The following is a 24,025-nucleotide window of genomic DNA, read 5'->3' as shown; positions in this document are numbered from 1 at the left end:
ATATCAATGAATTTATCTCATTTTCTCGCAGATGATTTGTATAACAAAGATCAGATTACTGCACTATTGGCGTTGGCCAAAGACATTAAAGCTAACCCACAACAGTACCAACAAACATTGTCTGGAAAGTCAGTGGCAATGATTTTTGAAAAGCCATCACTGCGCACCCATGTGAGCTTTGATATAGGTATAAACAAACTCGGCGGACATGCACTATATTTAGGTCAGCAAAATGGCAAGTTAGGTGAGCGCGAGCGTGTTAGTGACTATGCAAAAAACCTCTCGCGTTGGGCTGATGTTATTGTGGCGCGTGTTTTCGAACACGAGGCGATTGTCGAACTTGGAAACCATGCCAGTGTTCCAGTAATTAATGCCTTATGCGACAAGTACCACCCATGCCAAGCCCTTGCGGACTTTGTCACTTTGTCAGAACAATTTGCGGATTTGTCTATGCTCAAACTCGCTTATGTTGGAGACGGCAATAATGTCTCAAATTCTCTGATGATCATGGCCGCAACGCTAGGCGTAGATTTTACCTTAGTCTGCCCAGGTGGACACGGCAGCGATTCAGTAATGATCGATAAAACAAAAGCGCTTGCAGCACAATCAGGTAGTAACTTTACTGTGACAAGTAACATGGACGCACTAAACGGTATTGATGTGATTTATACCGATACTTGGGTCTCGATGGGAGACGAAGGGAAAGTTGACAACTACTTGGATAAGTTTATGCCATATCAAATCAATCATGACGTTATGGCGACAACCGGTGCGAAATACGTGATGCATTGTCAACCAGCGCACTTAGATGAAGAAATTACAACAGCACTTTTTGATAGTGAAATGTGCTTAGCCTTTGAACAGGCTGAAAATAGAATGTGGGCACAAAATGCGGTGCTCGTTTCATTCTTTAGTAACCAATAAACCATGAATTGCATGATCAGCAATCAAGTAAAAGTTAAGTAGGTAGAACATGGCTTTATCAGCAAAAAAACAGATTAAAAAAGTAGTATTAGCATATTCAGGTGGCTTAGATACGTCAGCAATTATTCCATGGTTAAAAGAAAACTATGACGATTGCGAAGTTGTCGCATTTTGTGCTGATGTTGGACAAGGCGAAGAAGAGCTAGAGGGCATCGTTGAAAAAGCTATAGCGTCTGGTGCATCAGAGTGTCATGTGGTTGATTTGAAAGAAGCCTTTGTCGCTGACTATATCTACCCAATTATCAAAACCGGTGCGGTTTATGAAGGACAGTATTTGCTTGGTACTTCGATGGCACGTCCGATCATTGCCAAAGCGCAAGTAGACGTTGCCTTAAAAGTTGGCGCGGATGCGGTGTGTCATGGTTGTACCGGTAAGGGTAATGACCAGGTAAGATTTGAATCGTGTTTTGCTGCCTTAGCTCCGCAGCTTACGGTGATTGCTCCGTGGCGTGAATGGGACATGGTATCGCGTGAAGACCTATTAGCCTACTTGGATGAGCGCAATATTCCTTGTTCTGCTTCATTGACTAAAATTTATAGTAGAGATGCTAATGCATGGCATATTTCTCATGAGGGTGGCGAACTCGAAGACCCTTGGTGTGAACCGTCAAAAGAAGTTTGGACGATGACGGTAGACCCATTGGATGCACCAAATGAACCTGGCAGTGTCACCTTGTCATTTGATAAAGGTGAACTAGTAGCCGTAGATGGCGAATCAATGACACCTTATGCCGCGCTAATGTATCTAAACGAGAAGGCCGCAGCACATGGCGTTGGGCGAATTGATATTGTTGAGAACAGATTAGTGGGCATGAAATCTCGCGGCTGTTATGAAACGCCTGGCGGCACTGTTCTGATGGCTGCGTACAAAGGATTAGAAACACTGGTTCTTGATAAGGAATCACTGAAATTTCGTGAATCAGTTGGCCTAGAGTTTTCACATGTTATTTATGATGGCCGCTGGTTTACGCCATTGGCAAAAGCACAATTGGCGGCAGCAGCTTCTTTCGCTGAACAAGTGACTGGTGACATCGTTGTTAAGTTATACAAAGGGCAGGCCGTTGTGACGCAGCGCAGAAGTCCAAACAGCCTATACTCTGAAGAATTCGCAACATTTGGTGCTGATGATGTTTACGACCAAAAACATGCAGAAGGCTTTATTCGCCTATACAGCTTGTCTAGTCGTATCGCTGCATTGCATCAAAACAAATAAGTAGGAGCAAGTTATGGCACTTTGGGGCGGAAGATTCCAAGCGGGTAGCAGTGAATTGTTTAAAGCATTCAATGATTCACTTCCGTTTGACCATATTTTGGTTCAACAAGATATTCAAGGGTCGATTGGATGGTCTAAAGCTATTCAACAAGCTGGCGTATTAACGTTAGAAGAACAGCAAAAACTAGAACAAGCGCTGATCGACTTATCGGCTAAGGTGGCAAATGGCGACCTTGATATTACGGCATCTAGCGCAGAAGATGTCCATAGTTGGGTAGAAGCTGAGCTGACTGAAGTACTTGGTGATATAGCGCGTAAATTGCATACGGGAAGAAGCCGTAACGATCAGGTAGCGACAGATTTAAGACTGTGGTCAAGAGAACAACTCGATGTATTGATTGATGCACTAAATACTGTGCAGCAAAAGTTGTTAACGCTAGCGGAAAACAATAAAGATCATATTTTGCCAGGTTATACCCATTTACAGCGTGCACAGCCTATTCGTTTCGCACATTGGTGCCTCGCCTACATTGAAATGTTTAAACGCGACAGTTCGCGCTTGGTGGACACCCGTAAACGATTGAACCAATCACCACTAGGGTGCGGGGCGTTAGCCGGTACTACCTATCCAATTGATCGCGAAGAATTAGCGCAATCACTTGGTTTTGATTCTGCCTGCGTTAATAGTTTAGACGCAGTATCTGATAGAGATTTCGTGTTGGAAATCTTATTTGCTGCCAGTACTAGCATGATGCACCTCTCGCGTTTTGCTGAAGATTTGATTTTCTTTAATTCAGGTGAAGCAAATTTTGTCACCTTAGGTGATCAGGTGACATCAGGTTCATCGTTAATGCCGCAAAAGAAGAACCCTGATGCCTTAGAACTTATCCGTGGCAAATGTGGGCGAGTATTTGGTGCGCTTCAAGGCCTTTTGGTAACGCTTAAAGGTTTACCTTTGGCTTACAACAAAGACTTGCAGGAAGACAAAGAGGGTTTGTTTGAAACAGTGGCTCAATGGCATACCTGCTTGCTGATGGCAGGAGAGGTTGTCTCGTCGATTGAATTAAATAGTGCGGCTTGCCAAAAAGCAGCGCGTGAAGGCTATGCTAATGCGACAGAATTGGCAGACTATCTAGTCTCGAAAGGCGTGCCATTTAGAACGGCTCATGAGATATCAGGTGAAGTTGTGCTGTATGCATTGGCACAGCAAGAACCGATTGAAAGCCTGCGTTTGGAGGAGTTACAACAGTTTTCTCCATTAATAGAAGAAGATGTCTACCCTATTCTAGAACTAGAGTACCTTGTTGATAAACGAAACATTTTAGGCGGCACGGGTATAGAGCCAGTAAGCAAGATCATTGCAGAATACCAACATGATTTAGGTAGTGCAGATTACCTTGTGCGCGATGCTAAACTTACCGATTTGCGAGCGATCAAGAAGCTTGTTGATTACTGGGCGGGCAAAGAAGAAAACTTACCTCGCGCTGAAGATGAGCTCATTAAATCTATTCGTGATTTTGCGGTAATTGAAGTGAACGGTCAGGTGTGTGCTTGTGCGGCATTGTACATTTACAGTACTGGTTTAGCGGAAATACGCTCACTCGGTGTTTCGACCAACTATCAAGGAAAGGGCTACGGTAAAGCGCTTGTTGATCACTTGTTAGCACGAGCGAAAGATTTAGCGCTACATAAAATATTGGTGCTAACGCGCAAGCCTGAGTTCTTTGCTCGCTTGGGTTTTGAACACAGTGCGAAGGAAAAACTTCCAGAAAAAGTCATGAAAGATTGTGACTTATGTCCAAGGCAAGATAATTGTGACGAAACAGCGTTACTATTTTACTTGAACGATAAAAATCCACTGGAGATATCTTTAACTACAGTGGCGTAAAAAAAAAGCGAGCTTAAGCTCGCTTTTTTGTATTCGCAATTAAAACGATGTGTCTTTAAAAGATTTCTTCTTCCTCAAGAGAATCTTCATCTTCTTCATTGAATATGTCGCGAGTAACTTCCTCTACAGTAACATAGTCAGTGGGTGCAGATTCTGCTCTAAAGTATTCCCAGCGCGTGCTACGGTCAGTCTTACGGGTTAATTTACCGCTCGCTTTATCTATGCGTATCGATACAATATCAGCGGGCTGCTCAATGTACTCTTCATCCAAATCTTGCAATGCAACCGCCATAAAATCAATCCAAGGTGGCTGTGCTGATTTAGCGCCAAATTCCGAGCCCGTTATTTGATTAAGGCCAGTGTCAGGGTCTTTTTTCGGCAAATTAGTATTTAATGTTGTGCTACCAAGTTTGCGGGCGTGATCATCAAAGCCAATCCAACTAGTGACTGCTAATCTGCGACTAAAGCCAGAGAACCAAGCATCTTTTGATTCATTGGTTGTGCCTGTTTTGCCCGCTATATCGTGGCGTTTTAACACTCGGCCTCTAAAACCAGTACCTTGCCAGCCAGGTGATGCGCTCCAGTCAGCACCCCATATTACGCTATACATGGCTTGGCTCATGAGAAAGGCATTTTCTTCACTTATAATGTGTGTCGCACGCTTTAATGGAGTAAACACTTGTTCATCATCAGCCATTAAAGGTTGATCAGGGTCGATTTTGCTATCCGCTGCCAATTCTGTGCTATCTACTGCGGTACTCTCGTCTTGTTCAGCATTTTCAGCTATTTCTGATTCTTCAGGTATTTGTTCACCAAAGGCACTGCAATCTTGGTCGCATGCATAACTTGGCGCTGCTTGGTAAACAATATTGCCTTCGTTGTCTTCTATACGCTCAACGACGTATGGTTCTACTAAATAACCGCCATTGGCAAACGACGCGAAGCCTGTCACTACTTGCAGCGGGGTTAACGATGCTGAACCTAAAGCAAGAGATTCATTTCTGGGTAATTCACTTTTCTCGAAACCAAAGCGTGTGAGGTAGTTAATCATGTTATCCAGACCAACCTCGCGCAACAGCCTAACTGCAACTACGTTCTTTGACTGTGCTAGCGCATCTCTAACGCGAATAGGTCCCGCGTAATTTTCTGGAGAGTTCTTTGGTCGCCACACAAAACCTGAACTTCTATCCCATTTATTTATCGGCGCATCATTTACCAATGTGCCGAGAGTAAAGCCTTTATTAATGGCAGCAGAATAGATGAAAGGTTTAATATTGGAGCCGACTTGACGTTTCGCCTGTGTTGCACGGTTGAATTGGCTTTGCTTAAAGTTGTAGCCACCTAGTAATGCTTTAATTGCGCCATCATCGGGCGAAATTGCGACAATAGTAGAGCTAACTTCCGGTAATTGATTTAAACGATAATACTTTACGATAGTTTCTTCTGCTGCCGGTTCATCAACTAACGCAAGTTCTTCCTCACTTGCCACGTCAGCATCCGTTTCTTCGATTGCTTCGTCAGTTGTAACTTTCGACGCTTTTTCTGACAAATAAACAATGTCGCCTAAAGCAAAAATATCAGCGGCTTTTTTAGGGGGAGGGCCTTGTCTTTGGTCATTAATAAAAGGTCTAGCCCATTTAATATCATCCCAAAGCAATTGTGTTGAGTAGCCATCAGCTAAAATAGCGGTAGCGCTTTGCTCTTGTACATCAGTAATCACTGCAGGGTAGAGTAAAGGGTAATCCTCAATGTTTGCTAATGCTGCGACAGCTTCTTCAACAATCACTGGCTCTGGTGTGATCAATTCTTCACCATCCGCTAATCCTTCAGTTAGCTGTCGTTTGTAGTCACTGCGAATTGACGCTACCGCGCCACGGTAACCATGGCGCTGGTCGTAAGCATGTACATTTTTTACGAGCGCATCTTGGGCGGCACGTTGCAATTTAGCTGTTACCGTTGTGTAAACCTTATAACCACTCGTGTAAGCTTGTTCCGTACCGAATAACTCGACGGTTTTTTGGTGAGCCATCTCCGCCACATAAGGGGCACTTAACGATATTTCTACGCCGTGTCTTTTAGCTGTAATTGGCGCACTATTGGCTTCTTCGTATTCTGCCTGAGTAATATAACCACTACTTAACATACGTTGCAGTACTACGCTTCTACGTTCTTTAGCACGCTTAGGCGACGATATAGGATTGAGGGTAGATGGCGCTTTAGGTAAACCAGCTAATACCGCATATTGTGCTAGTGTTAGGTCGCTCAGGTCTTTACCGTAATATATTTGCGCCGCTGCGCCATAACCAAATGAGCGATGACCTAATTCAATCTTGTTCATGTAAAGCTCAAGGATTTCATCCTTTGTGAGCAGGCTTTCTATATGAATAGCTAGGAATATTTCGCGAATCTTACGGATATACGTTTGTTCACGCGTTAGAAAAAAGTTACGCGCTACTTGCATGGTGATGGTACTAGCTCCACCTTTGTTTTGACCGATGATTTGTCCCCACACCGCTCTGCCTAGGCCGATAGGGTCCACGCCAAAGTGTAAGTAGAATCTATCATCCTCTGTTGCTAAAAGCGCATCAACAAGTTGTTGCGGCATTTCATCAATTGTTAGAGGAATACGTTTTGATGCACCAAATTGAGAGATTAATTCACCGTCTGCACTAAAGATTTGCATAGGTGTTTGCCACTCTACGTTTTTAAGGGATTCAACACTTGGCAATTCATCCTTGAGGTTTATATAAAGAATAAATAATGCTAGAGTCCCTAATAGGCATATTGAAATTATTAGCTGAATCAAACGTTTTATTGAAAACACGCAAAAAAACTCTTGGTTGTAAAATATGTACGATAGTTCTAGTATATAGAGTTAAAAGATGTAATAAATACATTTCTTACATTATTTTTCGCTTTTTATTATAACAATAAAAATTTAGTAGGATGTTATGCTAAGCACGCTATGGAAAAAGAAAACGTCGATGATGGTTGGGATCGATATAGGTTCGCATGCCATTAAAGCCGTTGTTCTAAATCAAGGAAACGATGGTTATATCCTCGAAGCATTAGCTATTGAGCCGATGCCGCGAGGTGCAGTTATAGACCGTGAGATTCAGGATATAGAAGCTGTTGGCAATGTGATTGCCAAATTGAAAAAGAAGCTTTCGTCTTCGATAGCACAAGCTGCTGCGGCCGTATCTGGCCAAACCGTCATTACCAAAGTTATTTATATGGACGCTTCATTAACTGATGAAGAGTTAGCAAGTCAGATTGAGATTGAAGCGGACAGCTTGATCCCATATCCGCTTGATGAAGTTAGTCTCGACTTTGAAAAGTTAGATGTTAATGAGTCTGACCCAAGTAAAGTTAATGTATTACTGAGTGCCGCTCGGACAGAATCTGTTGGTGCTCGTGTTTCCAGCCTTGAAGCTGGTGGCTATGAAGCTAAAGTTATTGACGTGGAGTCTTATGCTATTAGCCGTTCATATGACCTAATCGTAAATACATTACCAGAAGATGCCGTGGAAAAAACTGTGGCAATTGTGGATGTTGGTGCCAATATGACACTATTTTCGGTAGCCGAGAATGGTCAACATATATACAGCCGAGATCAAATGTTTGGTGGTGAGCAATATACCCGCTCAATTGTTTCATATTACAACAAGAGTTTTGAGGAAGCAGAGGCTGCTAAGGTCTCTGGTGACTTACCGCCTAACTATACCTTTGAAGTTTTAGCGCCTTTCCACACGATTTTAGTGCAGCAAGTACGTCGCGCAATTCAAATGTTTTTAACCTCAAGCGGTAAAAGTAAAATTGATTACTTGATTATATCGGGCGGTACTTCAGCCGTTGAAGGTGTTGAAGAGTTACTTACTGAAGAACTTGGAATACATACTGTAATCGCTACACCGTTCAAAAATATGAAAATTGGTAACGGTGTTAAACAGGAATTAGTTGATAAGCATGGCGCTAAGTTTATGGTAGCGGCAGGACTAGCGTTAAGGAGTTTTTCGCCATGGCATATATAAACTTACTTCCTTGGCGCGAAGAAGCGCAAAAAGCGAAGCAACGCGAATTCTTTAGTTTACTTGCTTTAGTAGCCTTGTCTGGTATCGCTATTATCTTAGCTGTCAGCCAGTTTTACTCAGCTAGTATTAGTAACCAAGAAAAGCGCAATCAATTTCTGACCAACGAAATTACGATTTTGGATTCTCGAATAGCCGAAATTAAAGAGCTAAATGCTAAAAAAGCTGAGCTTGAAAAACGTATCCGTGTTGTTGAACAATTACAACGCAGTCGTAATGTAGGTACTCAAGTATTAAACGAAATCGCTAAGATTGTTCCTACAGGTGTTTACTTAATAAGCATCGAAAAAGAAGAAAATACACTACAAATCATTGGTAAGTCAGAATCAAACAATCACTTGGCAAATATGATCCGTGAGATTGACCGCAGTGAATTGTTTGCTGATCCAAGCATGGAAACCATTACAAGCGATGAAAACAATAGTCGTTTACTAAGTGAATTTAGAATGCGTGTTCGTATTCGAGGCTTAGTTGGAAACTTGAATGATGCTGTTAATTCAGTTTCGCAAGGAGGTCGATAATGGCGATTGATTTTTCACAGTTAAAAGATGCTGATTTAGATTTAGAAAATATTGCGAATTGGCCACCAGCAGCAAAATTGCTAACGGGTATTTTTATCGCAGTATTAGTTTTACTGGGTGGATATTGGTTTGTAATTAAAGACCAAGTAAATACGCTTGAGCGTATCACCGAAGAGGAAGGTACGTTAAAAGAGCAATATCAAACCAAATATCGTATTGCGGCAAACATAGAGTTGTTCCGACAGCAAATGGTCGAAGCAGAAGAGTTATTTGCGTCGCAACTTAAGAGCTTACCTGACAAACATGAAACTGCAGGTTTACTTGATGATATTACGTTTGTCGGTACAACCTCTAATTTGAGTTTTACAAAGTTGAATTGGCAACCAGAAATTGCACGAGAAATTTACGTGGAATTGCCAATCGATATAGAAGTTGTTGGCAATTATCATGACTTTGGTGAGTTTGTTAGTAAAGTGGCCGGCTTACCTCGTATCGTTACTTTACATAACTTCCAAATTAAGAAGTTAGAAAATGGCATGTTAGATTTTCATTTGCAGGCAAAGACCTACCGATATCAAGAGCGTGCTAACGCGGCGGGAGGTGCAAAATAATGAAGAAGCTAAGCGTTATTACACTTTCTGTTTTGCTTGCTGGTTGCTTTAGTGATACCAGTGATTTGAAGCAATACATGGCTGATGTTCAGTCGACTACGAAAGCGTATGTTGATCCCATGCCACAAATAACCCCTTTTAATCACGTTGATTATCAGGCGGGAGAATTGCGCAGCCCATTCGACATTCCGAGGCCTGAAGCGATTCAGAAAAAAATCCAGCAAATGTCAGGCTGTTTAAGTCCTGACCCAAGACGTCGTAAACAACCGTTAGAAAAATTCGCTTTAAGTGATTTGGCTATGCGGGGGACACTTGGAGAATTGGATGTCACTTGGGCGTTAATGGAAGCGTCAGATGCAACGATTCATCGTGTTGCAGTGGGAAGTTATGTAGGCCTGTACAATGGACGAATTACGGAAGTAAATCAGGATAACATCAAAATTGTAGAATTAGTTCCAGATGGTGCCGGGTGTTGGGTTGAACGTGAGTCAACAATAGTCATGGTAAAATCGGATGCATAGGGGCAAAGGAACAATGTTGCTAGTAAGAAAAATGAAGAATTATAGAATATTTAAAGCTTGCACGAATGTTAAGGCTGTATTTGCCGGATTAATGTGTTTGGTCTCGTCGTTAGCGCACGCTACCGACTTAACGGGTGTTAAGTACAACACCATGCAATCAAATGAAATAGAGTTGGTGTTCACGCTTTCAGAAGCTATTGCTGAACAACCTAGTGTAAAAACATCAATGGACCCTGCCAGTATTGAAATCACATTCAATGCTGAGGCATTTGATCCAATGCTTGCTTCTACAGTAGTAGATCATGCCGGCGTTAATGATATTTCGGTGAAAAAGCTCGGTGGCAAGGTTGTTGCAACTGTTAACTTAGAAAAATTATCTGTGTTTGATGTTGTGCAAGACGAAGCTAGCTTTTCTTTGATTTTAAACAAAGACAGCGTTAATTCGCCTGCTTCTAAGGTTGTTAGTACTAACGCAAAATTTATTAACAGTGTAAGCAACATTGATTTTCGTCGTACGCAAGATGACGAAGCTGCAATTTTAGTTACACTTGCAGATAGCATGGTTGCAGTTGATGTTAGTGATAAGTTAGGCAAGCTATTTGTTGAGTTTCACAATACTGAGATTTCTGAAGACTTACTGTATACGCTTGACGTAACTGATTTTGGTACGATTGTTAGTGGTATAGAAACTTTCCGCGAAGGCCGCAATGCTCGTTTAGTTATTGATATAGACGGTACATTCGACTTCACGCATGAACAAGTAGACAACGTATTTTCACTTGTTGTGTCTAAGAAAGCTGAACGTAAAGGTGTATTGCAAGAAAAAACCTATGACGGCAAGGCAATTTCACTGAACTTCCAAGATATTTCTGTAAGAACTGCTATCCAAATCATCGCTGACTACAACGGCTTTAACCTTGTCACTAGTGACACTGTAACAGGTAATATCACGCTTCGTTTAGACGGTGTCCCTTGGGATCAGGCGCTTGATATCATCTTGAAGGTGAAAGGCTTAGACAAGCGTATGAAAGGCAACATTCTAATGGTTGCACCAAGTGATGAAATTGCTGCGCGTGAAGCACGTGAGTTGGAAGCACAACAAGCAGTTGAAGAGTTAGCACCACTATATTCTGAATACATTCAGATTAACTATGCGAAAGACACTGAACTTGCGGCGTTAGTTAAGAATGAAGAAAACTCTATTTTATCTCCGCGTGGTAGTGTTACGGTTGATGAACGTACTAACACGTTACTAATCAAAGATACTGCTGACACCATCGAAAACGTTCAAGAACTGATCAAAGTATTGGATATTCCAGTTCGCCAGGTGGTTATTGAAGCACGTATGGTTACTGTTAAAGATAATATCAATGAAGAGCTAGGTATTCGTTGGGGTGTTTCTGAGAACAATGGTTCATTTACTACATCTGGTACAACGGCAGGTGCTGATACACTTGGCCCAATTACTGGCGGTGTACCTGCGATTACTGACCGCATGAATGTAAACCTGCCTTCTGCAACACCAGCAGGTAGTATTGCACTGCAGGTTGCGCGATTAGCTGACGGCACCATTCTAAATCTAGAGCTTAGTGCGATGGAAAAAGAAAACAAAGGTGAAATCATTGCGAGTCCGCGTATTACTACGTCTAACCAAAAAGAAGCCTATATTGAGCAGGGTGTTGAAATTCCTTATCAAGAAGCAGCTTCTAGTGGTGCTACAGCAACACAGTTTAAGAAAGCGGTATTAAGTTTAACAGTAACGCCACACATCACACCTGATGATCGCATTATTTTAGACTTAGCGGTAACTCAAGATACGGTATCTGAAGTAACTAATGGACAGGCGCCTGCGATTGATACGCAACGCTTAACAACACAAGTATTGGCCAACAATGACCAAACAATTGTGTTGGGTGGTATCTATCAGCAACAAACCATTAACACAGTAACTAAAGTTCCTGTGTTAGGCGACATTCCATATGTTGGTTGGATGTTCCGTAATACAAACAACTTTAACGAGAAAAAAGAACTACTTATCTTCGTTACACCGCGCATCGTAACCGAAGAATTTTAATCTTGAAAAGTAAGTGGTGGAAATTTTCACCACTTACTTGCTTTTCTACCTCAACAATTGCGATAATTACGCGCTTAAATTTTTAGAGAGGGTAATTTTATACCCATTTTTGGTGTTCATTTAACGAGTATTAAATTAGTCAAATGGCAGAAAAACGTAATATCTTCCTTGTAGGGCCAATGGGTGCAGGTAAAAGCACAATTGGTAGAGAACTAGCAGAAAAGCTTCACTTAGAATTTTTTGATTCGGATCAGGAAATAGAGCGCCGCACTGGTGCTGATATTTCTTGGGTTTTTGATCTTGAAGGCGAAGAAGGTTTTCGCAAAAGAGAAGAAACAGTTATCGATGACTTAACAGAGAAACAAGGAATTGTACTCGCCACTGGTGGTGGTTCTGTAATTAGTGATCATATTCGCAATCGCCTTTCAGCGCGAGGCATTGTGGTTTATTTAGAAACAACTATTGATAAACAAGTAGCACGCACGCAACGTGATCGTCGTCGTCCACTTTTACAAACGTCTGAAGAGCCTCGTTCTGTGTTAGAACGCTTGGCAGTAGAGCGCAACCCGCTTTATGAAGAAGTGTCTGACGTTGTTATTCAAACGGACGAACAAAGTGCAAAAGTTGTCGCAAATCGTATTGTAGAGAAATTAGATTTCTAACTCATGACTCAACTTATTGTTGATCTGGATGATCGCAGTTATCCAATACATATAGAAGCAGGCTTGTTCTCGCAGCAACGCCTGCTCTCTTCTTTTATAGCCGGTAAACGTGTCTGTATCGTTACCAATGATGTGGTAGCACCTCTATACCTAGATGCTATTAAAACTAATCTTATCGACTTTGATGTTGATGAAGTAATTTTACCCGATGGCGAATCACAGAAAACGCTCGAGAACTTCGAAGTGATCATGTCGCATCTACTGCAAAACGTTCACGGTAGAGATACCACGTTGATTGCACTAGGTGGCGGTGTTATAGGTGATATTACTGGCTTTGCTGCTGCGTGCTATCAACGAGGCGTTAATTTTATTCAGATACCAACAACGTTACTTTCACAAGTAGATTCGTCTGTTGGTGGAAAAACAGCGGTAAATCACCCGTTGGGTAAAAACATGATTGGTGCCTTCTATCAGCCAAAGGCTGTTATCGTTGATATCAATACATTGAAAACATTGCCATCACGTGAATTTGCAGCTGGCATGGCTGAAGTGATCAAATACGGTATTTTAGGTGATGCAGCATTTTTTCAATGGATAGATGACAACAAAGCATTGATTGCAGCCCATGATGATACGATTTTGGCAGAGATGATTCTCAAATGTTGTCAATGTAAAGCCGATATCGTAGCAGCAGATGAGACAGAAGCTGGTTTAAGAGCATTGCTTAATTTAGGCCACACTTTTGGTCATGCTATTGAAGCTGAACAAGGATACGGGCAATGGTTGCATGGCGAAGCGGTAGCTGCCGGCATGGTACAAGCTGCGCAACTCGCTAATGAAATGGATTTGTTGAGCGATAATGATGTTGCTCGCATTAAGGCACTTATCGAGTATTTTGATTTACCTGTCTCCGGGCCAGATACTATGTCGCTGGATGATTATCTACGTCACATGGCGAGAGACAAAAAAAATATTGCAGGAAAGCTTCGTTTCATTGTGCCAACGGCTATTGGTAAAAGCGAAATTAGAGATGATGTGACGGCACAACATCTTGCTAAAATTCTTTAGCTTTTACTGCATCTTGCTAGAAATAAAGATACAATCATGTCCAGTTTTAGGTGGTATAGAAAGCCGTTAAATGGTGAAGAAAAATAGAGCGTTTTTAAAGTGGGCTGGTGGCAAGTATGCGCTAAGCGACACAATCAACAAAATGCTGCCGAAAGGAGAGCGCCTAATAGAGCCGTTTGTCGGCGCTGGTTCTATTTTTCTTAATAGTGATTACGATAGCTATTTATTAAATGATATCAATCGCGACCTGGTTAACCTTTACAAAACACTGCAACGAGATAGTGCGACATTTATAGCCGACGCTCAAATGTTGTTTTCTATGCAAAACAATGAGTCTGAGCAGTATTACCATCTTCGCGCTGAGTTTAATCAAACCACGGATACCTACTACCGCTCCCTTTTGTTTTTATACCTAAACCGTCATGGTTACAACGGCTTATGTCGTTACAACAAATCTGGCGGTTACAATGTGCCTTTTGGCAAGTACAAAAAACCTTACTTTCCGTTGGAAGAATTAAAGTTTTTTGCTGAGAAAGCACAGCGTGTTGAATTTACCTCTGAATGTTACCGAAATACCTTTAAACGTGCGGGTAAGGGCGATGTAATTTACTGCGATCCACCATATGTTCCTTTAAGCAAAACAGCGAGTTTTGTTAGTTACGCGGGCAACGGCTTTGGTTTAGATGAACAAGCAGACTTAGCTAACGTAGCCGAAGCTGCACAAGCAATTGGTGCACGAGTGTTGATTTCTAATCATGACACCGTTTGGACGCGAAAAATTTATGAAAATGCCTCTAGCATTAAGAAAATAAAAGTGTCGCGCACCATTAGCCGAGCAACCACAACACGTAAAAAAGTAGGTGAGCTACTCGCACTTTATAAATAACTATTTTAGAGTTATTGGTTTTGCCCCAATTGAAGCAATAATTACTCCGTAAAATTCCTCATTATCTTCAATAACTCGTAATGTGCCTCCCTTTATTTTACTCGACATATCAGAACTTTGAGAAAGATTATTAAGCGCATCAATAACACTTTTCATTTTATTTCCAGAAAAAATTACTCCACAAAGATTGTCTGAACATGAGATAGATTCTAAATTCATACCTTCCATTTCTGAGAGATCTTTATATGCTATTTCTTGTAATGCAATTAGAAGTTCTTGGCTTTCAGGTTTATACAATTTGCTTTCTAAATTTGTAATTAGTATGCGAGTTTCATTTAAGCTTAACGATTCTATTGTAGTACTATCTAGTGTTACCGAGTTATGATCTTCCTCTAGTAAGTTATCAAGATGCGTAAGTTTAGTATTAGAGGGATTAGTGCTATCTATACTGGTATTATTAGTAATATGTTTATCAATTGGGAAGGCTTCTTTGGTTTGTATTGATTCATAACTAAGCATGTTGTCTGTTAATAGTTGCGCAGGTGCGTCTGTTATTTCTGAATAACTATTTTTGATGTATGAGCTTGAGTTTTTTACATTACCATTAAGAAAGAAAGATAAATAAACAATTGTTGCAATTACAAACAGTAAGCAGATTAATTTTTTAAAAGTCATTTTTATATCCATATGTATTATAGAGCCACTACTGTGGCTCTAATTATTTCCTTTAAGTATCTTTTGGAGCTTCTGGTACAACTAACTTCCAAACTTTTCCTCCGGCATTGTCGGTTACATTTCCGTTTTCGTCAACTACGCAGGCATTTTCACATCGAAAAGTTCCTTTTGAAGTAATGACGGTACTTTCTCTAGCGATAGCTAAAAACGCAAATAAGGCACCTATTATAAAAAGAGCAGAGTGTTTTAAATTTCTATTTATATTGTCCATAAAAATCCTATTTTCTTATTATTGAATCCTTTCATCCTTCTTTGTAAAAATTGGGATGAGCTATCGAGTCAATTAGACTCTAACCTATTGTTATCAAAAAAAATAGTAAGAATCAATACTAAATCTTCATAAAGGACAATATTTTAAAAGGTAGCTGAACATAAAGCTTACTAACTTGGCATTACCGCTTGAACAATAACTACTAAAGTACAAATAAATACTACTACCGCAATAACTCCAGCCACAACAAAGTGTGAAAATTTACCTTGGGTAAAGTCTCTTTCTCTATTTTTGTCACTTTGCACGCCAAAAAAAGCAGCAGCAACACTTTTTAATGTTTGTTTAAAGTTCATCTATAGTTTTATAAGTTATTTATCGCTAAAATTTTGCGCTTTTTTAGCCTAACACAATCTTTAGTTTAAGATATAGAAGCGTTAAGCAATAAAAAAGCCGACATGATTGTCGGCTTTTTCGTGTAACAAACAGGGTTTAGCTTAGAAAGATTTACCTAAGCTAAATACTAATGCTTGGTCTGCGTCACCGCCACCAGCTAACTCTTCTGAGTTAAGGATAAGTGCAACACCTGCATCGAAACCACCGATGTCTGTGCCCCAACCTAACTCTACATAGTCGCCTTCAAAGTCACCGCCGTGTAAACCGAAAGTACCGTAGAAACCTTCGTATTCAGCTGTAATCGATACAAACGTGTAATCTGATTCTACAATGCCTAAACCTAGGTCTTCTTCGTGCTTACCAGCAGCAAAGTCTACAGATACGAAGCTGAAGCTTGCACCAAGGTTGATCTCGTTATACGCAGAATCAAAGTCACCAGTGTACTGGTAAGTTGTTGCGCCTACTGAGAAACCGAAACCGCTTTCAGTTTCCATACCCCAGCTACCGTATAGGTCAACTTCGATACCGTCGCCTACATCCGCTGTCCATGCACCTACTGCAAAACCAGCACCGATGTCATAGTCAATACCAGCACTCGCTGAAGCGCTACCAGTTTGTTGAATACCGCGGTAGTAATATTGAGATACTAAACCAACATTAGTGCTTAAACCTTCAACGCCTGTGCCAGATGTTTCTTCTGCAGAAGCTTGAAAAGTAGTAGCAGCTAGCGCTGAACTTAAAGCGATAGTTAAAAGTGATTTTTTCATGTTTTTTCTCTCTGTTTTTATAATTGCTGTAATTTAAAGCAAGGAAAATGCCCACTCGTGCCAAAAGCCACTATTTCTTTTATATTCAATAGGTTACACATGTTATAGGTTTGCTTTATTTAGAGTTACTGCTCAACTTTTGCACTTTCATGGTGCGCACGTTCCGCAATGGTGCGAGTAATTTATTGAATTGGTTTATGATTTTGATTATCGATTATTTAATCAATTTGTTATAAAGTAGCGCCATTAAGAAAAGGGGAAGCTATATGTCGTCTTATTTAATTGCACCGTCAATTTTGTCAGCAGATTTTGCTCGCTTAGGTGAGGATGTCGAGAAGGTACTCGCTGCTGGTGCTGACGTTGTTCACTTTGACGTAATGGACAATCATTATGTGCCTAATTTAACCTTTGGCCCTATGTTTTGTCAGGCATTAAGAGACTATGGCATAACAGCACCTATTGATGTTCATCTGATGATAGAGCCTGTTGATCAGATCGTGCCGGCATTTGCAAAGGCAGGTGCTAATATTATTACGTTTCATCCCGAAGCGTCTAAGCATGTTGATAGAACATTGCAGTTGATTAAGGATCACGGTTGTCAGGCAGGTTTGGTATTGAACCCTGCAACGCCTTTAACAACTTTAGAACATGTTTTGGATAAGCTCGATGTTATTATGCTGATGTCTGTCAATCCCGGTTTTGGAGGGCAGACGTTTATACCACATACTATCGAGAAGTTGCGCCAAGTAAGAGCGCTCATCGAGCAATCAGGGCGAAAAATCCGACTAGAAATAGACGGTGGCGTCAACGTTAACAATATAAAAGAAATTGCAGAAGCTGGTGCCGATATGTTTGTGGCGGGTTCGGCAATATTTTCACAACCAGATTATCAAAAAGTCATAAATGAGATGCGAGAACAGTTAAGCCAAGTAACGCACTCAGCAGTTAGAAAGTAATAAGGAATCTTATGAGTAAACCGGTCGTATTAAGTGGCTGTCAGCCTTCGGGTGAATTAACCATTGGTAACTATCTTGGTGCATTACGCCAGTGGGTAAACATGCAAGATGACCACAACTGCTATTACTCCATTGTAGATTTACACGCGATAACAGTGCGCCAAGATCCTAAAGCATTGCACAAGGCCTGTTTAGATGGGCTAGCATTGTACCTAGCTTGTGGTGTTGATCCCGAAAAAAGCACGATTTTTGTTCAAAGCCACGTACCTGCACATAGTCAATTAAGTTGGATTCTAAATTGTTATACGCAGATGGGTGAACTAAACAGAATGACGCAATATAAGGACAAGTCTCAAAAGTCTGAAGCAAACATGAATTCTGGTTTGTTTACTTATCCTGTATTGATGGCTGCAGATATCTTATTGTATAACGCGAATCGCGTGCCAGTGGGTGACGATCAAAAACAACATTTAGAGCTTGCTCGCGATGTGGCGACACGCTTTAACAATTTGTATGGTGATATCTTTACCATTCCAGACCCTTATATCCCAGAGCATGGCGCTCGTGTAATGAGTCTTCAAGAGCCGACCAAAAAAATGTCTAAGTCGGATGCTAACCCGAAAAACTTTATTGGCTTGTTAGAAGATCCTAAGAAAATTACCAAGAAAATAAAATCGGCTAAAACAGATTCTGACGAACAAGCTCGCATTTATTTTGATATCGAAGAAAAACCAGGTGTTTCAAATCTGCTTAGCCTATTGTCGTGTGCAACGGGCGAGTCTATTGAAGCGCTTGTCCCTCAATATGAAGATAAAATGTATGGTCATTTAAAAGGTGATGTAGCCGAAGCCGTTGTCGGCATGCTAACGCCTATCCAGCAACGTTATCATGAGTATCGAGAAGATGCAGCATTCCTTAATAAAGTAATGGCTCAAGGTGCTGAAAAAGCGTCAGAGCGTGCAGACAAAATCGTTGCTCAAGTGTATGACGCGGTAGGATTTATAAAGCGTCCGTAAGCGAATTATTTGCAAAAAAAAGCCAGCGTAATTGCTGGCTTTTTTATTGCGATAAAACTAACTTAGTCGTCAGTTTTCTCTGCTTCTTTCATTCTATCCTCGAACAAGGCCTGTGTTTCTTCGAGATACTCATCTACTGACTGACCTTCTTTCAACACATATTTAGGTGCCATGACGGTACCGTTGTATCTTGGCTGGTACCTAAACTCTGGCTTTGACGCGATTTGATAGAGAAAAATTAAGCCAAACAAAAATGCTGTCATTAAACCTGCAATCTTAATGCGGCGTTTAGCTGTCATAACGAAGCTAATGTAGCAATTGAGCCAAAATAAGCAGTATGTAGTGGCAATAGAAACTATGGTCACTAGCCAGGTTAATGTGATCGCACTAGAGGTGTTGAATAACATGATTTTTTCAAAAAAGTCGATCAACATTGAGATATTGAATATAGTGAAGCTAGCGCTAATTTGCGCAAATATTCGAGCTTCGTTTTTCGTCAATTGAGCAACTATAGCAACTGCAACTGGCCATAAACCGAACACTAAAAGTTTTTGCATTGTGCTTTCGACAAACAACTTAGTAATGGTGGTCTCTTCGACTTGGTTCAAATAAAGCATGTACATCGAAACCAACGTAAATATTACAAGGTTTGCGATAAGGATGGCTGGATGCCTTACAAAATTGATAAATCCTTCTAAGCGACTTAGCTCGATACTGGCTTCAACGGGATGGTTTGGAAAGACGATGCGTATTTTGCTGTGTCCCATTTGAATGATATCACCAGAGCGCACCACGTTTCCCGACACTGGCGTATCACTCTTTGAGAAAAAGCTACCATTGACTGTGCCTAAGTCGGTAATAGTCCATTGTTCACCGTCAAACGATAAATTTAAATGCTCAGGGCAAACGTGTGGATCAGACAAAATGAGGTCGTTATTGTAGCCGCGACCAACAGAAATATCGTTCGCAGTGTATTTGTGTCTGGCAACAAGTTTATTTCCACGAGTAAGTTCTTCAATGATTAATTCCATGATACTGACTCCATAAACTTACGGGTAAACTTTAATGCCGGTGCTTGCTCTACGCCAGCTAATGTGAAATGACTGATGAGTGCTTTATCGTTTTTGTCTACGCTAAAGGCGACAAACATCACATCGAATAGTCCTTTAAAGTCTTTGTATGCGCGCGTACAAAAAACCGTTTTGCTGGTAAAACTTTGCTCGCCATTATCCACTATATTGTGTTGGCATTTGAATTCGGTTGAATCGTCTTTAGATACATCGTTGCCTGAGCGAAATGTAAGCGAGTTTTCATACAAATTATAGAATTTAGATGCGCTAATATCATTGCCACGATACAACCTGAAATCTAGCTCAACCGTGCCGGTGTTAAACTGCTGGTCGATATACACGTCTTCTTCCAACATACAAGAAGCCGCCGCCCAATTAACCAGCTTTTCTTCGTCGCTGTTCGAATCGCCCCAACAACGAATAAACGGTGCCTTAACTAATGGGAATATGCCGCTGTTGTCGAGTAATCTTGGCTCCCATTCTGCTTCTAGCAATGCATCGATTAATTTCTGTTGGTTTTGTTTTAACTGCGCCGTCATCTGCACGTTGATGTCTGTTGTTTCGCCATTTTCTTGATAGTCATCAACTAGTGCAACAAGCTTTTGGTGCGGAATTAAAAAGCCGATTTGGTTGCCCGCCGTCGCAACATTGATGCCAACCACTTCTTTGTCTCTATTGACTACTGGGCCACCACTCATGCCTGGGTTCACAGAACCAGTAAAATGAATTTTATCGTTGAAAGATTCCTTCTTCAGGCCATTGTAGGTGCCTGGCACTACGATCATCCCTAAATCATGCGGGTTACCCAAAGAGTATATTTCTTCCCCTTTTACCGGTGTGTTGTTGGCAATAACGAAATAAGGCGCATCATTTTCGATTTCTCGTTTGACTAATGCTAGGTCATTGATGATATCTACACTGAGTAAGCTTAATTCACCGGTATCACCATTATGATCGAGGTATTCCATGGTGTACTTTTCAGGGTGTCGCGCAAAACTAGAAATAACGTGATAGTTGGTTGCTATCAGTCCCTGAGCAGAAATCTGGAAACCAGAACCGATGGACGACTTTTCTCCACTGGCTTTATCGATAATTTTTATTTGAAACAACGACGGGGCGAGCTCTTTAAAAATTTCTTTCGCTTGCTCTTGGGCTACGCTGGTAAAGGTAACTAACAGCGAGAGCCAAACGATGATACCACGCATGACATTCCTTATATTTATTGCACTGATGGAATTCTAAATGACCTGTAAAACAGTTGAATGTTTACAACACTTAAAAGCTTATTCCTATTGTGCCATTGAAAAATGATTTGTCACTGTTAAAGTCGTACAAATTACCAAGAATAAAAAGAGAAGTACTGATGAATAAGTGTTTATTTTCCATTGCCTTACTCTGGAGCTTTGTATCCTTTGCGCAAGACCATCAAGCGCAGATAGATGCAGCCGTTGAAAAGGCCATGGCCACTTTTAATATCCCAGGTGTCGCTATTGCGATCGTTAAAGATGACAAAATCGTCGTCTCTAAAGGCTACGGTGTTGTTGAAAAAGGCAGTAAAAAAGCCGTAACAAGCGATACTATCTTTGGTGTTGCATCTAATACCAAGGCAATGACTGCTGCTTTGTTAGCAAATCTAGTGGATCAGGGAAAAATTAAATGGTCTACACCTGTAATCGATATTTTGCCTGAATTTCAGTTATACGACCCTTATGTAACACGTGAATTTCAAATCATCGATTTGTTGCAACACAACAGTGGATTAGGATTAGGGCAGGGTGACTTAATGATATGGCCAGCAACAAGTCATGATAGTCGCTATGTTTTGTCGAAACTAAAATACCTGCAACCAAAATCCAGCTTTAGAAGCGCCTTTGCCTATAACAATTTGATGTTTGTCACCGCTGGGGAAGTGATTGCTCGCGTATCAAACAAACCTTGGCAAGAGGTTATTAAAGAAAAGATTTTTGAACCATTAGCAATGAATTCGACCTATGCGCGATACAGCGATATTGACACAGCTAATCAACAGGTTGCCAGTGCCCACGTGCCGCTAAATGGTGAGCTACATGTTGTGGGTGGTAATTTTCTGGAAGACTTTGAAGCGGCCGGTGCTGTTGGCTCAACGGTGACGGATATGTCGCAATGGATTAGGCTTGCGCTAAACCGCGGAAGTTTGAACGGTTATCAATTGTTTAGCGAAACGCAAAGCCACAAAATGTGGACGCAAGCTAATCCATTGGCGGTCTCCAATACAGCAACAGAGCGCGATGGCACCCAGTTTAACAGTTACGGATTAGGTTGGTTTATTGGCGACTACCAAGGTTACAAACTGGCACATCATAGCGGCGGAATTTTAGGGATGGTATCTAAAGTTGTGCTAGTGCCTGAGCAAAACCTAGGGCTCGTTGTGCTAACCAACCAGCAATCTGGCGCGGCGTTCAACGCGATCTATCGCGAAATATTAGAACAATATTTAGCGCTTGAAGATAAAGATTGGGTTAGCTATTTTGCCAAAAGAGACAAACAAGGGCGCGATAAGGAAAAAGCAAGATTGGCAAAAGTTTTTCATGAGAAAAATCAGCAGAGCAAGCCATCATTGCCGTTATCTAAATACGCTCAACTATATCAAGATCAATGGTATGGGGATGTTGAAATAGTAGAGAGTAAAGGTAGTTTGGAAATGCGTTTTAAACATACCGATCTTCTTGTTGGGAAATTAGAACACTTTCAGTACGATACATTTATTGTACGTTGGTACGATCGCACATTGGAAGCTGATGCATTTGTTACCTTTTCAATTGATGAAAAAGGCGACGTTGAATCTGTAAAAATGAAAGCAGTGTCGTATTACACTGACTTTAGTTTTGATTTTCACAATTTACAGTTAACGCCTAAGTAGAAAAAAATCGGGCACCTAGGTGCCCGATAAAGCTTTAGTGCGGGGCTGTCCCGACTTTGATGACTATCACTTCGTCATCGTGCTTGGCTAGATCAGTAATTTCAACGGTAGGGACGCTGCCTTTGTTTTTGCTTTTAGCATACTGATTTAGGAACTTAGTTGTTTTGGCGGCGCCATATTGCGCAGAAAATTGGGCAATAGGCAGCTCATTACATACAATTTCATTGGCCACGTATTGATGCATGCCGCGTTCATAATATCTAATAGCACGCTTTAATTTGAACACTTGGTTCTCACCTGCGTGGATACAAATTTTGGTTGCTGATGAAGCGTCCATGGCAACAAATTTGTATTGTGTCGCAATGGCTGGAAGCGCTAAAACAGCCATCGCTAATGTTAACAGCTTAATAGTTTTCATAATGGTCTCCTTACCTGCGAAAATCGCAAGCTATGAAAAAGGGCTACATATGTAGCCCTTTTTAATAACTTAAGGAGCGCTGCTGGAAACGAGAATTACAATGGTTTTGTTCGTTGCCGCAAGATCTTTAATTTCAACTTTTGTTGTGCCAATTTTGTTTTCACCGTAGCTAAACTTGTTTAAGTAGTTAGCGGTTGAGTCGGCACCATATTTGTATGCAAATTGAGATATAGGTAAATCATTGCAACGCACATGATTGGCGGCAAATTTAGCTTTATGTAAGTTATGTCCAGTTGTACCTACATTGCGCATTAAACGCTTCACCGCATATTTATTGTCTTTTACTGCTTCAATACATAGCTTCGTGGTGACTGAATCGTCCGCGGCTTCAAATTGGTATTGCTGCGCTGCCGCTGGCATAGCAAATGTTGTTAGCATAACAGCACAAGTTCCACATAATAACGTTTTCATTTTCCTTCTCCTTTCATTTATTTTCTGTTTTCACCCAAAACATAAACTACATTTTCGACAGCTACATTGTTCGCATTGGTGGGTTGTTCCAATGTATCTTCAGTTGCTTTGTTGTCACCATAAGCATGGCGATTTAATAACAACAAGGTTGTTTTAGCTCCGGCATAATGCGCGAAGTGCGCTATGGGAAGCTCGTTACACTGATAGTTGTTCGCCACAATTCTGGCGGTATTAGCAAAGTCTCTGGCATTCATTGCCGTTAAGGTTTGCTTCAGTTTTGGGTAATCATCATTTGCCGCATGCATGCATAACTGCGAAGCTAGCGACGTATCCTTGGCGACAACCGTAATTTCCTCTTCAGCTACCACAGGAAAAATAACAGCGCCTAACAACAAACTTGTAATTAAGGTTTTCATTTTTCGTCTCTCAATAGTTGGCCTATATTTATATGTAGGCGTAAAAGGCAGAAATAGTTGTAAGCAACTGCAGTCGCTTTGTAGGCAAATGTAAGAGTTGTTTCTGGGCTTATGAAGTTGATGTAGAGTAGTAAATGCCTGTAAATAAATATTTCAA

General features: G+C 41.0%; 24 protein-coding genes. 14 read left to right on the top strand and 10 right to left on the bottom strand.

Annotated elements, in window-relative coordinates; translation table 11 throughout:
- Positions 1 to 6: 6 nt before the first annotated feature.
- From QUD85_RS13850 to argH, 3 genes are read left to right on the top strand one after another with little or no spacing between them, the layout of a single operon-like run.
- Complete coding sequence (locus QUD85_RS13850) at positions 7 to 924, top strand: ornithine carbamoyltransferase (protein WP_093328462.1); 918 nt, start codon at positions 7 to 9, stop codon at positions 922 to 924.
- 49 nt (positions 925 to 973) lie between these two features.
- Complete coding sequence (locus QUD85_RS13845; protein WP_093328461.1) at positions 974 to 2,197, top strand: argininosuccinate synthase; 1,224 nt, start codon at positions 974 to 976, stop codon at positions 2,195 to 2,197.
- Positions 2,198 to 2,210: 13 nt separating this feature from the next.
- On the top strand, positions 2,211 to 4,085 hold the full coding sequence (gene argH / locus QUD85_RS13840; RefSeq protein ID WP_093328460.1) for an argininosuccinate lyase: 1,875 nt from the start codon (positions 2,211 to 2,213) through the stop codon (positions 4,083 to 4,085).
- A 55-nt stretch (positions 4,086 to 4,140) separates the two neighbouring features.
- Here the strand turns inward: argH and QUD85_RS13835 are convergent, their stop codons facing one another.
- Positions 4,141 to 6,768, bottom strand: coding sequence for a penicillin-binding protein 1A (locus QUD85_RS13835; RefSeq protein WP_245732080.1), 2,628 nt, complete (start codon positions 6,766 to 6,768; stop codon positions 4,141 to 4,143).
- Positions 6,769 to 7,036: 268 nt separating this feature from the next.
- Between QUD85_RS13835 and QUD85_RS13830 the strand changes: the two genes are divergently transcribed.
- The 8 genes from QUD85_RS13830 to QUD85_RS13795 all read left to right on the top strand — a co-directional run bounded on the left by QUD85_RS13830 (position 7,037) and on the right by QUD85_RS13795 (position 14,516).
- Entirely contained in the window at positions 7,037 to 8,116 is a 1,080-nt protein-coding gene (locus tag QUD85_RS13830; protein ID WP_093328456.1) for a pilus assembly protein PilM, read from the top strand.
- Positions 8,104 to 8,694 (top strand): PilN domain-containing protein, encoded by a 591-nt coding sequence (locus QUD85_RS13825; protein ID WP_093328455.1) that lies wholly within the window; start codon positions 8,104 to 8,106, stop codon positions 8,692 to 8,694. The genes QUD85_RS13830 and QUD85_RS13825 overlap by 13 nt, the downstream gene beginning before the upstream one ends.
- Positions 8,694 to 9,305, top strand: coding sequence for a type IV pilus inner membrane component PilO (locus QUD85_RS13820; protein ID WP_093328453.1), 612 nt, complete (start codon positions 8,694 to 8,696; stop codon positions 9,303 to 9,305). Before QUD85_RS13825 ends, QUD85_RS13820 begins: the two co-directional genes overlap by 1 nt.
- On the top strand, positions 9,305 to 9,826 hold the full coding sequence (locus tag QUD85_RS13815; protein WP_093328452.1) for a pilus assembly protein PilP: 522 nt from the start codon (positions 9,305 to 9,307) through the stop codon (positions 9,824 to 9,826). Before QUD85_RS13820 ends, QUD85_RS13815 begins: the two co-directional genes overlap by 1 nt.
- 31 nt (positions 9,827 to 9,857) lie before the next feature.
- On the top strand, positions 9,858 to 11,900 hold the full coding sequence (locus tag QUD85_RS13810; RefSeq protein ID WP_245732079.1) for a type IV pilus secretin PilQ: 2,043 nt from the start codon (positions 9,858 to 9,860) through the stop codon (positions 11,898 to 11,900).
- 143 nt (positions 11,901 to 12,043) lie between these two features.
- Positions 12,044 to 12,562, top strand: a complete 519-nt coding sequence (aroK, locus tag QUD85_RS13805) for a shikimate kinase AroK (RefSeq protein ID WP_093328451.1) — start codon at positions 12,044 to 12,046, stop codon at positions 12,560 to 12,562.
- A 3-nt stretch (positions 12,563 to 12,565) separates the two neighbouring features.
- Complete coding sequence (gene aroB / locus QUD85_RS13800; protein WP_093328450.1) at positions 12,566 to 13,630, top strand: 3-dehydroquinate synthase; 1,065 nt, start codon at positions 12,566 to 12,568, stop codon at positions 13,628 to 13,630.
- 70 nt (positions 13,631 to 13,700) lie between these two features.
- Positions 13,701 to 14,516 (top strand): Dam family site-specific DNA-(adenine-N6)-methyltransferase, encoded by an 816-nt coding sequence (locus tag QUD85_RS13795; protein ID WP_218139584.1) that lies wholly within the window; start codon positions 13,701 to 13,703, stop codon positions 14,514 to 14,516.
- Here QUD85_RS13795 and QUD85_RS13790 read toward each other — a convergent pair whose 3' ends face one another.
- The 4 genes from QUD85_RS13790 to QUD85_RS13775 form a co-directional block, all read right to left on the bottom strand.
- Positions 14,517 to 15,191, bottom strand: coding sequence for a hypothetical protein (locus QUD85_RS13790; RefSeq protein WP_143047931.1), 675 nt, complete (start codon positions 15,189 to 15,191; stop codon positions 14,517 to 14,519).
- A 52-nt stretch (positions 15,192 to 15,243) separates the two neighbouring features.
- The gene (locus tag QUD85_RS13785; protein ID WP_093328446.1) at positions 15,244 to 15,462 is read right to left on the bottom strand and encodes a hypothetical protein; all 219 of its coding nucleotides are present in this window, start codon (positions 15,460 to 15,462) and stop codon (positions 15,244 to 15,246) included.
- A gap of 170 nt (positions 15,463 to 15,632) precedes the next feature.
- Positions 15,633 to 15,815 (bottom strand): DUF2970 domain-containing protein, encoded by a 183-nt coding sequence (locus QUD85_RS13780; RefSeq protein WP_093328444.1) that lies wholly within the window; start codon positions 15,813 to 15,815, stop codon positions 15,633 to 15,635.
- 141 nt (positions 15,816 to 15,956) lie between these two features.
- A complete protein-coding gene (locus QUD85_RS13775) occupies positions 15,957 to 16,622 on the bottom strand; it encodes a TorF family putative porin (protein WP_093328442.1) in 666 nt (221 codons plus the stop codon).
- A 266-nt stretch (positions 16,623 to 16,888) separates the two neighbouring features.
- On the opposite strand from QUD85_RS13775, the gene rpe reads away from it, so the two are divergent.
- Together rpe and trpS are read left to right on the top strand one after the other, a co-directional pair.
- A complete protein-coding gene (gene rpe / locus QUD85_RS13770) occupies positions 16,889 to 17,578 on the top strand; it encodes a ribulose-phosphate 3-epimerase (protein ID WP_093328441.1) in 690 nt (229 codons plus the stop codon).
- 11 nt (positions 17,579 to 17,589) lie between these two features.
- Positions 17,590 to 18,594 (top strand): tryptophan--tRNA ligase, encoded by a 1,005-nt coding sequence (gene trpS / locus QUD85_RS13765; protein WP_093328439.1) that lies wholly within the window; start codon positions 17,590 to 17,592, stop codon positions 18,592 to 18,594.
- Positions 18,595 to 18,656: 62 nt separating this feature from the next.
- Here trpS and QUD85_RS13760 read toward each other — a convergent pair whose 3' ends face one another.
- Together QUD85_RS13760 and QUD85_RS13755 are read right to left on the bottom strand one after the other, a co-directional pair.
- The gene (locus tag QUD85_RS13760) at positions 18,657 to 19,625 is read right to left on the bottom strand and encodes an FHA domain-containing protein (RefSeq protein ID WP_093328437.1); all 969 of its coding nucleotides are present in this window, start codon (positions 19,623 to 19,625) and stop codon (positions 18,657 to 18,659) included.
- The gene (locus QUD85_RS13755; RefSeq protein ID WP_093328436.1) at positions 19,616 to 20,869 is read right to left on the bottom strand and encodes a S1 family peptidase; all 1,254 of its coding nucleotides are present in this window, start codon (positions 20,867 to 20,869) and stop codon (positions 19,616 to 19,618) included. Before QUD85_RS13755 ends, QUD85_RS13760 begins: the two co-directional genes overlap by 10 nt.
- A gap of 158 nt (positions 20,870 to 21,027) precedes the next feature.
- On the opposite strand from QUD85_RS13755, the gene QUD85_RS13750 reads away from it, so the two are divergent.
- A complete protein-coding gene (locus tag QUD85_RS13750) occupies positions 21,028 to 22,563 on the top strand; it encodes a serine hydrolase (RefSeq protein WP_245732078.1) in 1,536 nt (511 codons plus the stop codon).
- Positions 22,564 to 22,597: 34 nt separating this feature from the next.
- Here the strand turns inward: QUD85_RS13750 and QUD85_RS13745 are convergent, their stop codons facing one another.
- The 3 genes from QUD85_RS13745 to QUD85_RS13735 all read right to left on the bottom strand — a co-directional run bounded on the left by QUD85_RS13745 (position 22,598) and on the right by QUD85_RS13735 (position 23,868).
- The gene (locus QUD85_RS13745; RefSeq protein ID WP_093328434.1) at positions 22,598 to 22,981 is read right to left on the bottom strand and encodes a DUF3718 domain-containing protein; all 384 of its coding nucleotides are present in this window, start codon (positions 22,979 to 22,981) and stop codon (positions 22,598 to 22,600) included.
- Positions 22,982 to 23,050: 69 nt separating this feature from the next.
- Complete coding sequence (locus QUD85_RS13740) at positions 23,051 to 23,452, bottom strand: DUF3718 domain-containing protein (RefSeq protein ID WP_093328433.1); 402 nt, start codon at positions 23,450 to 23,452, stop codon at positions 23,051 to 23,053.
- A 17-nt stretch (positions 23,453 to 23,469) separates the two neighbouring features.
- On the bottom strand, positions 23,470 to 23,868 hold the full coding sequence (locus QUD85_RS13735; protein ID WP_093328432.1) for a hypothetical protein: 399 nt from the start codon (positions 23,866 to 23,868) through the stop codon (positions 23,470 to 23,472).
- Positions 23,869 to 24,025: the final 157 nt, after the last annotated feature.

The organism is Thalassotalea agarivorans (assembly GCF_030295955.1).
Lineage (GTDB): Bacteria > Pseudomonadota > Gammaproteobacteria > Enterobacterales > Alteromonadaceae > Thalassotalea_D > Thalassotalea_D agarivorans.
This window is presented reverse-complemented; position numbering and strand designations above follow the sequence as displayed.

Coding starts and splice junctions, on each gene's coding strand:
- QUD85_RS13850 (WP_093328462.1), top strand. CDS start 7: ATGAATTTATCTCATTTTCTCGCAGATGATTTGTATAACAAAGATCAG.
- QUD85_RS13845 (WP_093328461.1), top strand. CDS start 974: ATGGCTTTATCAGCAAAAAAACAGATTAAAAAAGTAGTATTAGCATAT.
- argH (WP_093328460.1), top strand. CDS start 2,211: ATGGCACTTTGGGGCGGAAGATTCCAAGCGGGTAGCAGTGAATTGTTT.
- QUD85_RS13835 (WP_245732080.1), bottom strand. CDS start 6,768: ATGCAAATCTTTAGTGCAGACGGTGAATTAATCTCTCAATTTGGTGCA.
- QUD85_RS13830 (WP_093328456.1), top strand. CDS start 7,037: ATGCTAAGCACGCTATGGAAAAAGAAAACGTCGATGATGGTTGGGATC.
- QUD85_RS13825 (WP_093328455.1), top strand. CDS start 8,104: ATGGCATATATAAACTTACTTCCTTGGCGCGAAGAAGCGCAAAAAGCG.
- QUD85_RS13820 (WP_093328453.1), top strand. CDS start 8,694: ATGGCGATTGATTTTTCACAGTTAAAAGATGCTGATTTAGATTTAGAA.
- QUD85_RS13815 (WP_093328452.1), top strand. CDS start 9,305: ATGAAGAAGCTAAGCGTTATTACACTTTCTGTTTTGCTTGCTGGTTGC.
- QUD85_RS13810 (WP_245732079.1), top strand. CDS start 9,858: ATGAAGAATTATAGAATATTTAAAGCTTGCACGAATGTTAAGGCTGTA.
- aroK (WP_093328451.1), top strand. CDS start 12,044: ATGGCAGAAAAACGTAATATCTTCCTTGTAGGGCCAATGGGTGCAGGT.
- aroB (WP_093328450.1), top strand. CDS start 12,566: ATGACTCAACTTATTGTTGATCTGGATGATCGCAGTTATCCAATACAT.
- QUD85_RS13795 (WP_218139584.1), top strand. CDS start 13,701: ATGGTGAAGAAAAATAGAGCGTTTTTAAAGTGGGCTGGTGGCAAGTAT.
- QUD85_RS13790 (WP_143047931.1), bottom strand. CDS start 15,191: ATGACTTTTAAAAAATTAATCTGCTTACTGTTTGTAATTGCAACAATT.
- QUD85_RS13785 (WP_093328446.1), bottom strand. CDS start 15,462: ATGGACAATATAAATAGAAATTTAAAACACTCTGCTCTTTTTATAATA.
- QUD85_RS13780 (WP_093328444.1), bottom strand. CDS start 15,815: ATGAACTTTAAACAAACATTAAAAAGTGTTGCTGCTGCTTTTTTTGGC.
- QUD85_RS13775 (WP_093328442.1), bottom strand. CDS start 16,622: ATGAAAAAATCACTTTTAACTATCGCTTTAAGTTCAGCGCTAGCTGCT.
- rpe (WP_093328441.1), top strand. CDS start 16,889: ATGTCGTCTTATTTAATTGCACCGTCAATTTTGTCAGCAGATTTTGCT.
- trpS (WP_093328439.1), top strand. CDS start 17,590: ATGAGTAAACCGGTCGTATTAAGTGGCTGTCAGCCTTCGGGTGAATTA.
- QUD85_RS13760 (WP_093328437.1), bottom strand. CDS start 19,625: ATGGAATTAATCATTGAAGAACTTACTCGTGGAAATAAACTTGTTGCC.
- QUD85_RS13755 (WP_093328436.1), bottom strand. CDS start 20,869: ATGCGTGGTATCATCGTTTGGCTCTCGCTGTTAGTTACCTTTACCAGC.
- QUD85_RS13750 (WP_245732078.1), top strand. CDS start 21,028: ATGAATAAGTGTTTATTTTCCATTGCCTTACTCTGGAGCTTTGTATCC.
- QUD85_RS13745 (WP_093328434.1), bottom strand. CDS start 22,981: ATGAAAACTATTAAGCTGTTAACATTAGCGATGGCTGTTTTAGCGCTT.
- QUD85_RS13740 (WP_093328433.1), bottom strand. CDS start 23,452: ATGAAAACGTTATTATGTGGAACTTGTGCTGTTATGCTAACAACATTT.
- QUD85_RS13735 (WP_093328432.1), bottom strand. CDS start 23,868: ATGAAAACCTTAATTACAAGTTTGTTGTTAGGCGCTGTTATTTTTCCT.